Source organism: Nonomuraea jabiensis, assembly GCF_014204795.1.
GTDB classification, from domain to species: domain Bacteria; phylum Actinomycetota; class Actinomycetes; order Streptosporangiales; family Streptosporangiaceae; genus Nonomuraea; species Nonomuraea jabiensis.
In genome coordinates, this window is sequence record NZ_JACHMB010000001.1 from 2,019,542 (window position 1) to 2,035,344 (window position 15,803).

General features: G+C 66.8%; 8 protein-coding genes. 7 read left to right on the forward strand and 1 reads right to left on the reverse strand.

All coding sequences use genetic code 11. The features are described from left to right. Window positions 1–155 precede the first annotated feature (155 nt). Complete coding sequence (locus HD596_RS08710) at window positions 156–2,990, reverse strand: helix-turn-helix transcriptional regulator (RefSeq protein ID WP_313043308.1); 2,835 nt, start codon at window positions 2,988–2,990, stop codon at window positions 156–158. A 199-nt stretch (window positions 2,991–3,189) separates the two neighbouring features. Between HD596_RS08710 and HD596_RS08715 the strand changes: the two genes are divergently transcribed. The 7 genes from HD596_RS08715 (at window position 3,190) to HD596_RS08745 (ending at window position 15,792) form a co-directional block, all read left to right on the forward strand. Further along, complete coding sequence (locus HD596_RS08715) at window positions 3,190–4,119, forward strand: MBL fold metallo-hydrolase (RefSeq protein WP_185068773.1); 930 nt, start codon at window positions 3,190–3,192, stop codon at window positions 4,117–4,119. Further along, entirely contained in the window at window positions 4,119–5,612 is a 1,494-nt protein-coding gene (locus HD596_RS08720; RefSeq protein WP_185068774.1) for a carboxylesterase/lipase family protein, read from the forward strand. Before HD596_RS08715 ends, HD596_RS08720 begins: the two co-directional genes overlap by 1 nt. Before the next feature lie 706 nt (window positions 5,613–6,318). Continuing rightward, the gene (locus HD596_RS08725; RefSeq protein ID WP_185068775.1) at window positions 6,319–6,843 is read left to right on the forward strand and encodes a hypothetical protein; all 525 of its coding nucleotides are present in this window, start codon (window positions 6,319–6,321) and stop codon (window positions 6,841–6,843) included. Window positions 6,844–7,323: 480 nt separating this feature from the next. Further along, window positions 7,324–8,856, forward strand: a complete 1,533-nt coding sequence (locus HD596_RS08730) for a TIGR02677 family protein (protein ID WP_185068776.1) — start codon at window positions 7,324–7,326, stop codon at window positions 8,854–8,856. Then, entirely contained in the window at window positions 8,856–10,256 is a 1,401-nt protein-coding gene (locus tag HD596_RS08735) for a DUF2398 family protein (RefSeq protein WP_185068777.1), read from the forward strand. Before HD596_RS08730 ends, HD596_RS08735 begins: the two co-directional genes overlap by 1 nt. After that, entirely contained in the window at window positions 10,253–14,527 is a 4,275-nt protein-coding gene (locus tag HD596_RS08740; protein ID WP_185068778.1) for a TIGR02680 family protein, read from the forward strand. The genes HD596_RS08735 and HD596_RS08740 overlap by 4 nt, the downstream gene beginning before the upstream one ends. Beyond that, window positions 14,524–15,792: a TIGR02679 family protein gene (locus tag HD596_RS08745; protein ID WP_185068779.1), complete on the forward strand. Its 1,269-nt coding sequence runs from the start codon at window positions 14,524–14,526 to the stop codon at window positions 15,790–15,792. The genes HD596_RS08740 and HD596_RS08745 overlap by 4 nt, the downstream gene beginning before the upstream one ends. The last annotated feature ends 11 nt before the right edge of the window (window positions 15,793–15,803 follow it).

Below are 15,803 nucleotides of genomic sequence, written 5' to 3' on the forward strand. Positions count from 1 at the left end.
CACGACGGCCGCCGCACACTGGCGCGGCTGGCCGCAGACCGCCGGCGAGGCGGCGATCGTATGTCCCTCGAGCTCTTTCACGTGAACCGCCTGGACGAGGCGACGGCCGAGCTTGCACAGACATTCGACGGCGGCCGCGTCCCCTGCGTGATGACCTAGTCGGGCGGGCCGTCCACGGCCGCCGCCTCCACCACGTCGCGAAGCTGGGAGCGGGCGGTGACGCCCAGCTTGGGGAAGGTGCGGTAGAGGTGGGAGCCGACGGTGCGCGGCGACAGGAAGAGGCGTTCGCCGATCTCACGGTTGGTCAGCCCGCGGGCGGCGAGCCGGACGATCTGCTGCTGCTGCGGAGAAAGGCCGGCGAAGGCTCCGGGATCGGCCGGGCTGATGTCCAGACCGGCCGCCCGCAGTTCCGCCTGCGCGCGTTCGCTCCACGGCCACGCGCCCAGCCGGCGGAAGGTGTCGTACGCCGCGGTGAGGAACGGCCGTGCCTCGGCGATCCGGCGACGGCGGCGCAGCCATTCGGCGTACTCCAGCAGTGCCTGCGCTCGCTCGAAGGGCCAGCGTTCCAGCGCGGGATCGGCCAGGGCCGCCAGGAAGGCGGGCCCGGCGTGCTCGGGTTCGGCGAGCAACGCGCGGCTGCGGTGCACCAGGCTCCGCAGGCGGGGCGAGCCGCCGCGGGCGAGAGTACGGGCCGAGCACTCGATGATCTCGATCGCCTCGGCGTGATGGCCGCTGCGCGTGGCGGACTCGGCCAGCTCCGGCAGGGCAGGGTAGGAGGCGTGGTAGTGGACGGGGTCGCCGTTGATGTCGAAGACCATCCGCGCGTACTCGTAGGCGGCCTCGTAGTCGCCTTCGACCATGGCGGCGGCGGTCAGTGCGCGGTGCGCGTACACGGCGACCGATCGGCTTTCCAGCGGGTCCACCAGGCGCAGCGCCTCGTCGGCGAGCGCGCGGGCGCCTGCCGCGTCGCCCTGAGGGGCCACGACCATGGCCTCGATGGCGCGCGCGCACGCGACGGCGTGGTCGAGTCCGGCCGCGGCCGGCAGCGCGCCGATTTCGGCGCAGACCTGACGGGCCCGATCCCAGCGGCCATATTCGAAGTAGGCCAGCGCGACAACGCCGCCGAGCCCGTCGGGGAGCGGCCCTGCGGTGCGCCACGACTGGACGGCCTCGTCGAACGCCCGGACCGCCAACGGGGTCTCGTCCAGCACCCAGGCCGCGATGGCCAGCGCGGTCAACCGTTCCGGTCGACCACCGGCGCCGCCGGCCCCTCCGCGATTGCCTGATCCAAAGCGGCCCCCGGCTGCGGCGATCCTGTCAGGCAGCAGGGGCGCCAGTTCGCGACCGCCGCCGAACGGGTCCGAGACGATCTGCGCCCACTCCCGCAGCGGCCCGGCGGGCAGGTGCGGCAGGAGCCGGTCGATCTCCCGCCGCTGGGACTCCTCGCCTGAGTAGAAGCGCAGCACTGCGGCGGCGGCGAGCGCGTCGAGCGCGATGGCCGGGTGGGTGGCCGCCAGGTCGCCGGCGATCGCGGCCAGGTCGTTGAAGCTGGCGGCGTGCTGCCTGGTCAGCGCGGACAGTCGCCCGACGTGCAGTGAGGCGGCGGCGAGCAGGGCTGGGTCGTCGGTACGGGCGCGGGCCCGGCCGGCCAGTTCCTCCACCCAGGGCAGGTCCCCGGTGAAGACGGCCACGCCGGCCGCGTCCGCCAGCAGCCGAGCGCTGTCGTCGCGCCGGGGATGCAGCTCCGCCGCGCGGGCCAGTGCCTTGGCCGCCGCCGCGTAACCGCCTCGCCTGCGAGCCCTGTCGGCCGTCTGTTCCAGGGCGGCCGACACCTCCGCGTCAGGGTGGAGGGAGGCGGCGGCGAGATGCCAGGCACGGCGGTCCGGTTCGTGGCGCAGGGCGTCGGCCAGCTTCCGGTGGGCCTCCATGCGGGCGCCGAACGGCGCCGTGTGGTAGATCGCGGAGCGGACCAGCGGGTGGCGGAACCGTAGGTGACGGCCTGCTCGGCGGATCAGCCCGGACTCTTCGACGGCGAGCCAGACTTTGTGGTCGGCGTCAGGCAGCAGCGCCAGCACGGCGTCGGGGGGATCTTCCACGTCGGCGGCTGCCAGGAGCAACAGGGCCTGCCGGCCGGCTTCGGGCAGCTCAGCCAGCCGGGCGGCGTAGATGGCCGCCAGTCGCCGGCCGACCGGCAGCGGGCCGTGCTCGTCGGGGTTGAGCGATGCGTGTTCGGCCAGTTCGAGCAGGGCCAGGGGGTTTCCCGCAGCCTGGTCGAGCACGCGTTGCCTGATCCTGCTCGTCAGGCCGGGCGCGCGCAGGCCGAGCAGCCGTCGGGACGCCGTGTGGTCGAGCGGGGGCAGCACGAGCGTCGGGAATTCCCGGTCGAAGCCTGGCCTCCGGTCGAAGCTCGGCCCGCCCTCGCGTACGCCGACCGGCGGTGCGCCCAGGTCGTCGTCGCGTACGGCGGCCAGCAGGGTGATGGGGTCGTCGTCCAGCCGGCGAGCAGCGAAGGCGAGGACGTCGGCGGAGGCGGAGTCGATCCACTGGGCGTCGTCGAGCACGACCATGAGCGGCGCCCGTTCGGCCAACTGGGACAGCAGGGTCAGGACGGCGATCCCCGTCAGCAGGGAATCGGGGGCGTCGGGCAACACCCCGAAGGCACCGAGCAGCGCCCGGCGCTGTCGATCCGGCAGGTGGGCCGCCTCGGCCAACACCGGCCGAAGAAGCTGGTGCAGGCCCGCGAAAGCCAGGTCCCTCTCGGACTCGCACCCGCTCGCCCGTAGCACCCGACGGCCTGCCTCCCCAGCGACGCGAGCGGCGTGCTCCAGTAGCACGCTCTTGCCCATCCCCGTGGCTCCGGACATGAGCAGGACCCGGCCGCCACCAGACGCGTCCGCCGCCAGCGCGGAGAGTCGCTCGACCTCGGCGTCCCGCCCGACGATCGCGTCACGTTCCGCGTTGGCGCGGGAACTCGGCGCCCGCTCCTGCACAGGCCCTCCAAAAGATCTCATCGAGCGGGACCGCAGCGTCGTCGCAGGTCCGCGCCCACGTTCTGTCACGGTAGCAAGCGCGTGACCCCACAGCGGATGCAGTCACGTGACGCATACCGCCGGCCTCGTGCGACGGCGCACCATGGACGGCGGCGGATCTCACCGCACTCATCTCCACTCCGCTGACCAAGGAATACTCATGCCTGCCAACCGGATCACTTTGGGTGACGTAACGATCACGCGGGTCTGGGAATACTACGGGCCCGTCGAGATGACGCCGGAGACGTTCTTCCCGGAAAGCTCGCCACGTACGTGGGAGGAGCACTCCTCCTGGCTGGAGCCGCACTTCGTGGACCCCGAGACGCGGATCGTCAACTCCGCGATCCAGACCTGGCTGCTCCGCAGCGAGGGCAAGAACATCCTCATCGACACCGGGGTCGGCAACCACAAAGAGCGGCCCTACTCGCCGGTCTGGAGTCGCCTCGACACCGATTTCCTGGTCAACCTGGCCAGCGCCGGCGTACGGCCCGAGGACGTGGACATCGTGGTGAACACCCACCTCCACGTGGACCACGTCGGCTGGAACACCTACCTGGACGGCCGTACCTGGGTGCCGACCTTCCCCAACGCCACGTACCTCATCTCCAAGAGCGACTTCGACTTCTGGAACCCGGCCAACGAGCACAAGCCGCTCCTCGGGCGGGGCAATCAGAACGTGTTCGAGGACAGCGTGGCCCCCGTCCACGAGGCGGGGCTGACGAGCCTGTGGGAGGACTCGTACACGATCGACTCCAACCTGCGCCTGGACCTCGCGCCGGGGCACACCCCGGGGTCCTCGGTGGTCACCCTCGAATCGGGTACGGACCGGGCGGTGTTCGTCGGCGACATGTTGCACAACCCCGTGCAATTCGTCGAGCCGGACACCAACAGTTGCTTCTGCGAGGACCCGGCCGGGGCCCGCGCCACCCGCCGCAAGGTTCTCGGCTGGGCTGCCGACCGGGGCGCCCTGGTCGTCCCCGCGCATCTGGGCGGGCAGGGCGCCGCCGAGGTGGTCCGCCAAGGGAGCGGGTTCGCCATCAAGAACTGGGCTCCGTTCGCCTCCTACTCCGAGACCTCGAAGGAGGCCTGATGAACCGGAACCACCACGCGGCAGACACCGTCGTCACCACGCAAGGCACCGTGCGTGGCCTGCTGCGCGACGGGACGACCGTGTTCCTGAACATCCCGTACGCTGCTCCGCCGACCGGCGCCGCCCGATTCGCCGCCCCACGCCCGCACGCCCCTTGGGACGGTGTACGGGACGCCACCGAGCCCGGGCCGACCGCGCCGCAGGCCGAACGCCGGCTCGGCAGCCTGGACATGACCCCGTACTTCGGGCCCGGTTGGATTCCCGGCGAGGACTTCCTGACCGTCAACGTGTGGACGCCGGCGGCCTCTGGGGAGCGTCTGCCCGTGATGGTGTTCGTGCACGGCGGGGGGTTCGTGGCGGGATCCACCCGGTCGGAGGTCTACGACGGGGCCGCCTTCGCCCGCGACGGGGTCGTGCTCGTGACGCTCAACTACCGGCTGGGCATCGCGGGCTTCCTCGACCTGCCTGGTGCGCCCGCCAACCGGGGCCTGCTGGACGTGATCGCCGCCCTGCGGTGGGTACGGGAGAACATCGCCGCGTTCGGCGGCGACCCGGCACGCGTGACGTTGTTCGGCCAGTCCGCGGGCGCCACGATCGTAGGTGGCGTGCTGGCCGCGCCCGAGGCCGAGGGGCTGTTCCGGCGCGTGATCATGCAGAGCGGCAGCGGCCTGGGCGCCTTCACGCCTGAGCAGGCCGCCCGCGTGACCGGCGCCGCTGCCCACGCACTTGGGGTCGAGCCGCATGCCGACGCCTTCGCGGGCATTCCCGACCGGCGGCTGGTCGAGGTCATGTCCGAACTGTCGGGCATCGATCTGCAGACCGAGACCCACAGTGACCCCCTCATCGGGCTCAGCCCGTTCAGCATCGTGCTCGACCGGCAGCCGGCCGAGGCCGTCGCCGCGGGCCGCGGCGCCGGTGTGGACCTGCTGGTGGGCACCAACGCTGAGGAGGGCAACCTCTACCTGGCACCGTTCGGGAACCTGTCCACCTCGACCGCGGCGGACGTGGACGCCGCCGCGGCCCGCTCGCACCCGCAGCCTGCCCGCCTCGTCGAGACCTACCGCAAGGCCAGGCCGCAGGCGTCCGACGGGGAACTGCGCTCGGCCATCATGGGCGATGCCCTGTTCGGCGCGGGAAGCCGGCGCCTGGCCGACGCACATGCGGGGAGCGCCGCCGCCACCTACCGCTACTCGTTCTCGTGGCGCTCGAACGCGCTGGGCGGCGAACTGGGTGCCACCCACGCCGTGGAGCTGCCATTCGTCTTCGACGTCACCGACCTGCCCCGGCTGCGCGGCCCACAGGCCCTGCTCGGTCCGGACGAGCCGCCGTCGGACCTGGCCGCCCGGATGCACGCAGCCTGGGTGGCCTTCGCCACCGCCGGCCACCCCGGCTGGGACCGCTACGACACCGGACGCCGGGCCACGATGCGCATCGGCGGCGATTGGAGCGTGGTGGACGACCCGCACGGCGAAGAACTCCAGGCGTGGCCCTGACCCCTTGCCCCTGCGGACCTGGCTCATTGCGCCCGCCGCGAGACTCCGCACCGGAGCTCCCAACCGCTGTAATCAGCATTAAGCACCCGCATCTGAAGAGCGGAACTCCTTGCGCACTTCCAGCCACGGATATCGTCCCGACCAGGCCAACCAGCAGGCAAGCGATGGGCAGCGGGAGGCCATTATCGACGAGCAGACGCACTCGAGCGGCAGCTACATATGCCCCATTGCAAGACATGTTGGACTCCAGAAAGCGTCCGCACTCCTAAAGCGGGTGCCGCAGGTTCGAATCCTGCAGGGGCACGCTTCTCCACCAGGCATTTTGGCCTCTGACCTGCGGTTTCTCGGCCGCAGGTCTTTTGCTTGTCACGCCCTTGGTAGGGCGCCGAGGGCACCCGTATGCAGCCGTAGGACCTTGATCACGGGATATGTGCGGGATGATCTTGGACGCGTCTCCGCAGGTCACTCACAGATTTATGCACCAGTCTGACGCTGAGACGCCTCCTCTGGGAGGGACTCGTACACGCCCGGGCTCTGTTCGTCTTCTACAGGAAGCTCGCTGCGGACCAGCCTGGTTTACAAGCCACAGAACAGCGATGGTGGGTACACAGGGTGCGGAGACCGGAAGTAAACGTCCTCAACGGGCCATTCGCGTCTAGGTCTAGCAGCCTTCGAGCCAACGCGCCAACCTTAACCAGGGGGTCGTGTGGACAGCACGGTATGGGTTGCCATCTTGACAGGCGGGACGGCCATCCTGGCGGGGTGGGTGACCAGCCTGGGGAACGCCCGCGCAGCACGCATCCAGGCCGAAGCGTCCGCCAAGGCTCAACATCATGCGCAGATTCGTGAAGCACGCCGCACGGCCTACCTGGAGTTCCTTGAGCAAGCCCATATCACGGGCGAGCTCTACTACAGGCTCGGCGACATCTACATACAACTGACGCAGCCTGACGAGCAGTTGAAGAAGATTCAGGACTTGCGTACTGCCTTGCGGGACGCCTATGACCCGCTGGCAAGATGCGCCAGGGTGGTTCTCCTCGAAGGTCCAGAAGCCATCGCCTCAACGGCAGGAGCCGTCAAGCAAGCCGTCACGGACGCTAACGGAGCACTCTGGGAGATCGCACAAGATACCCCTGACGCACGTTCACGATTTGACAGCGCACACCAGGTGTTCCGCGAACGGCTGCAGAGCTTCATCGAAACGGCACGAGCGACCATAGACTCTCCGTAGCGATTGCTTTACAAACCGAGGGCTCACGCCTTCAGGTCGGTGAAGATCGCCCCTTCTGGGTGAAGTTGGCGGAAGAGACGGCGCTGAGACGTCACACTGATCGGGACGGTCTTGGGCGGAATCATTCAGGTCTTGTTGTCGTGTGTCCGTTTCCGGGCGAGCCCCGCACACCACTATGGCTTGATTCCTTGATCCCGCCGCAGCAGCAGCAAGAACCGGCAAACTGATAGCGGCGGCCATCCGTATCCTCACACCACATCGGCGAGCAACTAGGCGAACGTGTTCGCGGCGTTGTCCTCGTACAGCCGCAAGGACGTACCTGTAGATGTCAAACCCGCGGAACAGCCATATCCGACCGAGTTCGCCACTTAACAGCAAGTCGCGTGCGAGTGTCCGCGCCGTCGCTTACCTTCGATATCGGTGCGCGGCTAAGGCCTCTATGCGGTAGTGGATACCGCGGTTAGCGGGCGGGAGTGCTGAATGGCGGAGCATAGGGCTCTGGACCTGGACGCGCTGGCGATCAGCGACCGCTTCAGGCTGTTCAATTTCACCAGGCGTGACGATCATGTGGCCTATCTATGGGTACTGCGGGCGATGGATCGTCTACGCGAGGTGCATCAGGTACAGGTAGACGCCGACGAGGTCGCGAAAGCTCTGGCAGAACTGGCACGGCTTCATGATGAGGTGCCCACCATCGATGGGAATCTGCGGAATCGGCTGGACGCCCTGTACGACGACGGAGTGGTTCACCGGTTCGACGATGCTTCGCGGGCGGGCAGCCTGGTCCGTTACCGGAACCGCCAGTCGGTCTATCAGTTCAGCGAACTCGGGTATTGGGCATACACGTCGGTCGAGAGTCTGCTGGCGACGCGGATCCAGGATGCCAACCTGTCGCGGCTGGTGTTCTCTGACATCCTGGAGGATCTCAAGGCGCTTGCGACAGCCAACCGGACCGGTGAGGGCGAGCAGGTCTATCGCCGGTTGTCGCGTCTGGACTCAGTGATGGAGGACATGGGGCGTCGTTCAGCGCGTTTTCATGTGACGCTGGGGGAGATCATGCGATCGACGGATACCTCATCCGAGATGTTCCTACGTCACAAGAACGCTCTGTTGACGCACATGACGGAGTTCACGGCCGAACTCGATCGCTACCTTCCGCGTCTATGCCGGGCTGTCCGTGAGGTCGAGGAGACGGGGCTGGCCACGCTATTCGATCGTGCCGCAGAGGCGGACGAGCGGCCGTTCATGGATCACGAGGAACGGCTGGAGGAATGGCGGCGGCGTTGGGCCGCGTTGCGAGCATGGTTCGCTCGTGACGGCCAGGAGGAGTCACGCGCGGCTGAGTTGCGGTCGGCCACCCGAGTCGCAGTATCAGGGGTGATCGCGCTGCTGCGGCAGATCAGCGAGGTACGGCGTAGCGGTGTCAACCGGGCTACCCAACTGCGGCATCTGGCGGAGTGGGTGTGGGGGGCACCGGATGAGGGCGCGGCACATGCGCTTATGGGAGCGGCGTTCAATGTGCGTTCGGCGCGGCATCTGGGCGCGGCCCACGATGATGACGAGCAGATCTCGCCTCGGGCGACTTGGTGGAATGCGCCAGGCGTGGAGGTGTCGGTGACGTTGTTTCGCAGCGGGAAGTCCCCTACGACGGGTGTGCCCGCCCCCCTGCGAGGTAACGCCGGTGCGCAGCGTGAGCTACGTCGTAAGCAGGCGGCAGCGCGGGCGGCCGAACACGAGGCCGTCGGGCATCTGGCAGCGGCGGGCATCTACGGCAAGATCCTTAACGATGCCGAGACCAGGGTGCTGCTCAAACTGATGACCAAAGCCCTGGAAGGGCGTACGGTCGTGGCCGGACGATTGAAGAGGGCGTCCGGCACGAGCGACGTCATGATGATCCGCCTGGTCCCGGCCGAGGGCGGTAGCGCGATCCGTACGTCACAAGGAGTGCTCCACCTGCCGGGATTTCGGGTCGAGCTCCAAGAGCGGCCTCGAGTCGGTAAGGGGAACTCCTGATGAGGCGCCCGCAGCCGGCGCGCGATGTGCAACCCAGTGACCTGGGTTCCTACCAGCATGCCGTACGTCGTGTCCTGACCTGCGAACTGATCACTGAGGAGCGGCCCCGGCCTGGGGTCCTGGAACAGGTGCTGCGATGGGCCGATGAGATGGCCAGCGACCTCCGGGAACTGCTGGACTACTCCCTTATTGCCACGACGCACTATGTCCGGCTAGTCCGCCGACTCGATCTGCTGGATGCTACGCAGCAGTCGGTGTTTTCCAGGAAGGGACGGGCGTTCGACCGTCGCCGGCTGACCTACTTGTGCCTGGTACTGAGTTCGTTCCAGCGTTCCCGTGTCGAGATCAGCCTGGCCGACCTCATCCGGATCTTTACTCCGCTCGCCAACTCGATCGAGGGCCTGGGATTCGATCCGACCGTCGGTTCCCACAAAGCCGCGATTGTCGATGTCTTGGGGTGGCTGGTGGACCGTGGAGCGTTGCAATTGTCGGACGGTTCTCTAGAGTCATGGACCCGCGACACCGAACGTGGTGACGCGCTGTACGACATCGATCACGACATCTGCGGGGCGCTCTTCAAGCCGGCCCGTCCGCTTCAGCACCTCACCAGCGCTGCTGGGTTACTACATGAACCATCGGCCGCACGGCGAGAGGACGTTGTTCGCCGAGCCCGTCGGCTACTGGTCGAGTTCCCGGTCGTGTACTACGCCGATGTCGAGGCTGAAGTTGCCGATGCGCTCCGGGACTCTGGCATCGCCGATGATCTGGCCCGTTTCACCGGCCTTGTCGTGGAGCGGCGCGCTGAAGGCGTCATGCTCGTCGATCCCGGCGGATCCTTCACCGATCGGCCATTTCCTGGGCGGGGCAATGCGGTGAGTCGTGCGGCTGGATTGCTATTGGCGAAGATCGCCGATCTGCTGGAGGATCGAATGCACGTTCCAGCGCGCTTGCCCACGCCCACACTTGCCGATGATCACGCTGAGCTGGCGACCCGAGTGGATGCAGGGCTTCCGCATGAAGGAGTGGTGTCCGAACTCGCCTGGACCGCAACTTCGGACACGACAGCGCACACCGAGGATGGTCGACATCGGGCCGCTCAAACCGAGGTGCCGCTAGTGGAACAGAGCCGGCTCGACACGATGATCGAAGAACTGTACGAGCAGTTCGGAGCCGCCTCGTTCACCGCGGCGTGGCAACAGGATCCCCAGGGACTGCTGCGGGCGGCGGTGGCGTTCCTGGCAGATTTGATGCTAGTGCGCCCAGTTCCCGGTGGCGTACTGGTCCTGCCCGCAGCATTCCGGTACCGCAACATCAGGGCAGCCTTGCCCGTGCAGGAGCAAAGCGGGCAGCTGCCCCTCGACTTGGCCGATCCGTCTGCCGATGACGAGGAGAACCGATGACGTCACCGAGCGACCGGTTCCGGCCCAGCCGCGCCGGTGTGATCAATGTCTGGGACTACGCGGATGAGGAATTCGTCTTCGCGGATGGTCGTCTGGTCCTGCGGGGACACAACGGCTCGGGCAAAACCAAGGCCCTGGAGGTGCTGTTCCCCTTCGTCCTCGATGGTGTGGCCGATGCCCGACGGCTCGACCCGTTTAGCGGAGAGAACCGTACGATGAAGTCCAATCTGCTCTACCGCGGGCAGGACGCCGAGTACGGCTATGTGTGGATGGAGTTCGCTCGGTCGACTACCGATCTACCGGCGAACGAGACCGTCACCTTGATCATCGGAATGCGTGCCCACAAGAACAAGGATGGCGTGCGGACCTCATTCTTCGTCACCGACCAGCGCCTCGGCGTCGACTTCGGGCTATTGACTCCCGATTCACGGCCGCTTACCGAAAGGCAACTCAAAGCGATTCTCGGGGAGAAAGCCTACTGTGATAGTGCAACAGCCTACCGGGGCAAGGTGGACGCCCGGCTGTTCGGACTGGGGCGGGAACGCTACACCCAGTTGCTGGATCTACTGCTAGCGCTACGTCGCCCCCTGCTGGCCAAGGACCTGGATCCAGGCAAGGTCTCGGCCACACTAACCTCAGGCCTCAGCCCAGTGGATGACGATCTCGTCAAGCAGGCGGCACGCGACTTTGAGAACCTGGCGGCCGTCCAGAAGCAGTTCGACGACTTCACCACTGCGGACAGCGCCGTGCGTGCCTTCCTCGTCGACTACACCCACTACCTATGTACGCACACCAAGGCCAAGCTCACCCGCATCCAGAGCGAGATCGACGGCACGGTGGCGCACGCCCGTACCGTGGCGAGCGCCACGGCCGAACTGAACCGGGCTACAAAAGCCCACGAGCAGGCTACCCAAGCCAAGGAACGGGCCCGTGCCGAGAAGACTGGTCTCGAGCGCCGCCTGACCGTCCTCAAACAGGACGACGCCTACCGGACTCAGAGCGAGATCGAGCTCCAGCGCCGCCAGATCGCCAAAACCGCTGAGGAGATCACCAAGGAGCAACGGCGGTTGACCCACAGTGCCCAGCATCTAGAGGACCTTGAGCAGGAGGCGGGCGCCCTCGCCGACCGCCTCGAAGGCATCCGTCAAGCCATCACACGGCAGGCGACGGACTTGGCGGAAGCGGCAGAACGGTCAGGCATCAACCACGACGGCGACGGCGCGGTCGACACTGGTGAGGACCTGCTCACGACGACTCAGGCACGCAGCACCGCACGGCGAGGGGACATCTCGCACATACGTAGCCATATCGGACAGGTCGAAGATGCGGAGAAGGAACGCACACGAGCCGAGACCGACCTCGGCAAGGCGGAACAGACCATCGCACAACGAGAACAAGACTGCCACGATGCGGATTCGGCGCTGGAACGTGCCCGGCAGAAGGCCCACGACCGCCTCACCACCTGGGCCGCCCGCTGGACCCAGACCGACGACACGGTGGCAGAACACAGCGACGTCGCAGAACTGCGTGAGGCAATCGGCAGCCTTGGCCAAGTCGGCGCATCTACGCTCGTAGAGATCTTCAACGAACGAACCGCGGAACGCCACGCTCAGACCGTCCGAGCCGCCGAACGTCTGAGCAACCAGGCCCTCCACGTGGACACCGAGCTTGAGCGCCTGCGTCATGAACGGGGCGAGATAGCGGCTGAGCGGGACGAAGCGCCGCCCGCCGATGACCGGCGCACTGCCGACCGTGATGGACAACCCGGGGCACCACTGTGGCGGCTTGTACGGTTCACCGACGATGTGAGCTCTGGCGAGGCCGCCGGGATCGAGGGCGCGTTGTACGGGGCCGGGCTCCTCACCGCCTGGGTACACCCTGATCCGGCGCTCACCAAGAACGCCGTGAACGCCGCCGAGGCGGACGGTTATCTGATCCCGCTACCGATGGAGCGGCGCCCGGCAGGGCCGACCCTGGCCGACGTCCTCACCCCTGAGGATCAGGACCTGGTGGCGGCGGACGTGATCGTCGATGTACTGCGCTCCATCGCCCTTGGCGAGGAGCTTCTCAGCTCTGCACAGACTCCAACGGTGACCATGAAGGCACAGTTCAGCCTTGGCATTCACCTGGGTGCCCGGCCCAAACCGGCGCCCGAGTACATCGGGGCCACCAATCGGGCGAACCGGCGCAAGGCCCGGTTGGCCCATTACGATCAATTGATCAACAAGGCCCAACAACAGTTGGAGGCCATACAGGGAGACCTGCGGCGAGCCAACGACGTCCTGCAGAGCTTCGGACGCGCTCGAGTGGATCTGCCACTCACCAAGCCCATCCTCGAGGCCGCCTCGCGGGTGGTCGAAGAATCCACACGGCTGGCCCTCGCACGCACCGAACTCACCGAGCGGCAACAAGCCTTTGACACCGCTGTGGCGGACGTGGACGCAAAACGTCGGCGACTGCGTCAGGTCGCCGCGGAACGCGGCATGCCGACAAAAGCCGAGGACGTCGACGCCGTCGAGCGCGCGGTCGATGACTTCGTCACCACGGCCCAGCTCCTCCAGAACGGCCGAAACGAGGCTAAGACCACGGAGCAGGATCTGGCCACGCGCCAAGCGGCTATCGCCCGCCAACGCGCCCAGCACGCGGAGGACACCGCAGCCCTACAGGCCAAACAGGAGGAACACGCCGCCGAAGCCGAGGAACTAAGGGCCCGAGAGGAGGCCCTTGACGCGCCCCTCCAGAAAGTGCTTGCACAAATCAGGCAGGTCGAGCAGCGCCTCGGCACCGTTCGCACCGCGTACGACAAGTACGAATCCACGGTCTCCCGAGAGCACGACACGATGATCAGCGCGCAAGCCGATCTCAAACATGGGCGGGACGCACTTGCTACGGCGTTCGGCCACCTATTCGAACACGCCAGGTCGTTCGCACCGTACGCGCACAGCGACCTGCGAGGGCTGCTGGGCGTCCGCGCCACCACCCCCTGGCCAGCCGACACCGTCTGGCCCGCCCCGCACGAGGCGGTCGAATCAGTCGCGAACGCCATGCGTGCAGAGGCACCCGAGACTCAGCCGGATCTCGGCATCTTGGTCCGCCGAGCACTGCCCAGCGACATCAACAGCCTCCTCACGGCGTTTGACACCGAAATGACCGAGGTCCGCGCCGTCAGCGAAAACGCCCTGAAGAACGCCGCAGGGCAGATGTCGACTGCATTGCGCACGTTCCAGGATGCTCTCGATGCCTGCACCGAGGACTACCGCCTAGATCACGACCCTCTCGGCGTCGTCATGGTCTACGTTAGCGACGAAGGCGGACGCAATCCGGTTGCCGCCTTCGGCCGCCGTATCGCCGACCGTGTCGAGGAACAAGGCATCCTCTTGGAGGAGAAGGAGCGCACCGTCCTGGAGGACGAGCTGCTGACCGGGCTCGCCCAGCAGATTCACGATCGCGTCCGCACCGCTCGCGACCTGGTCAAGGGCATGAACGATGACACCAGGTCCAGGCCGATGTCCTCCGGCACCAAGATCGGTATCCGCTGGATCCGCTCTGACGATCTGGATGGTAAGCAACTAGAGGTATCACGGCTACTCGACCGGGACGCGCACGGGCTGGGTCCCGCGGGCTTGGCCGAGCTTCGCGGCCTATTGAGGGAGATGATCCGGGACTATCGAGTCGGGCACCCCCGCGTCACCTACCAACAGGCGCTGGCCCACGTCCTCGACTACCGAACCTGGTACACCTTCGAGCTGATGCTCGCGGTACCCGGTGAGAACGACGTGAAGCTCACCAAGGCCAAGCACGAACAGATGTCCGGTGGCGAGAAGTCGGCCGCCATCCACCTGCCGCTCTTCGCCGCAGCCAATGCCCTCTACTCCTCCGCCAGACCGGCCTGCCCACGCATGATCGCCCTCGACGAGGCGTTCGCCGGCATCGACGACCGCTACAAGCCCGAGCTCTTGGGACTGACCGTCAAGTTCGACCTGGATCTGTTCATGACCGGCCACGACCTGTGGGTGCATTACGACTCGGTCCCAATGGCCGCCCACTACGACATGCACCACGACAAGAGCGCCCACGCCGTCTCCGCCATGCTGATGCTCTGGGATGGGGAACAGACCATCGACGCCGACGCCGGGTTCGCCGGCAACGACGAACTGGCTGAGGAACTGCTCGGCTTCCGGCCCAGCCGCCGAACCCCAACCTCCACCGACGGCACGCTCCTGGAATCACTCGCTGAGGACCAAGGCTCCGACGAGGAGGAGAGCGAGTGACCACGCATCTGGACGCCGTCGCACGCTACCGAGGTGCCGAATACCGCCGCCTCTTCGCGGCGGCAAGGCGCTCCCTGGAACGCACAGGCTGGGACTTGAGCGGAACGATCGGTGTCACCAATCCCGACGAGGCCGAACGTAACGGGATCATCGGAATTACCGGCCGATATCACCGCGCAGGCATCAAGCGCATCGAGATCACGCTGAGCGAGCTGGACGCCGCCGTACACACCGCCACCGGACTCAGCCTTACCGAACTCCTTGAACAGATCGGCCCCAAGCTGGCCAACCGGCCCGCCGAAGCGGCCAAGGACGCTACATCCCGGGAAGAAGCCCTTCGCCCCGCCTATCAGAGCTCTCTATACCAAACGGCTGACTGGTATCGAACCTGGCTCAACGAGCTTAGCCGAGACGGCACCTTGACCAAGCTCCTCGCCCAGCGGGAAACCATGCACATCGTCGCCCAGGCCACCAGGGTTCTGGAGTTCATGGAGAACCGCCCAAAGTCGAGCGCTCCTATCACGCTTCCTGCGCTGGCCGCTGCCGTCACGCACAACACCAAGGCCCTCAACCACGGCATCAGCCTGTCCACACTCGTCATCCGAGCTCTCGCCACCCGCGCAGGCATCCCGAAGCCCACGACCGCGGAAGAGCGTCGTGATCTGTGGGACCGCTTCGATGTCATCCTCGACGACCTGGCCAGCCGGGTCCTGGTACTCAATCTGCCGGCGGACGGCACAGGACTGGGAGAGTGGCTCACGGGCGCCGCCCGGTTCGGCACACCGTTCTACGTCACCCTCCACCAAATCATCAACCACCCCATCACGATCGCCGCTCCAGTCGTCTATGTCTGTGAGAACCCGGCCGTGCTACGCCGAGCAGCCGGCGAACTCGGCCCGAAAGCACTACCCCTTGTCTGTACCGAAGGGCGGCCCTCAACCGCATTCCACCGGCTCGCACGAACTATCGCCGCAGGCGGCGGAGAACTGCGATACCACGGCGACTTCGACTGGCCCGGAATCGCCATCGCCACTAACGTATTCGAGCGCCACGAGGCACGCCCCTGGCGTATGTCCGCTGCCGACTACCTCGGCGGTCTCGCTACAGGCGACGACCATGTCAAGCTCGTGGGGCGCCAAATCCCCTCGCCGTGGGATCCACGGCTCTCTCAAGCCATGTGCGAACACAGCAAGGCCGTATACGAAGAGGCCGTCGCGGATCCACTTCTCGCCGACCTACAAGGACCAGCAATCTGTACTCGATGAGCATCTCGACG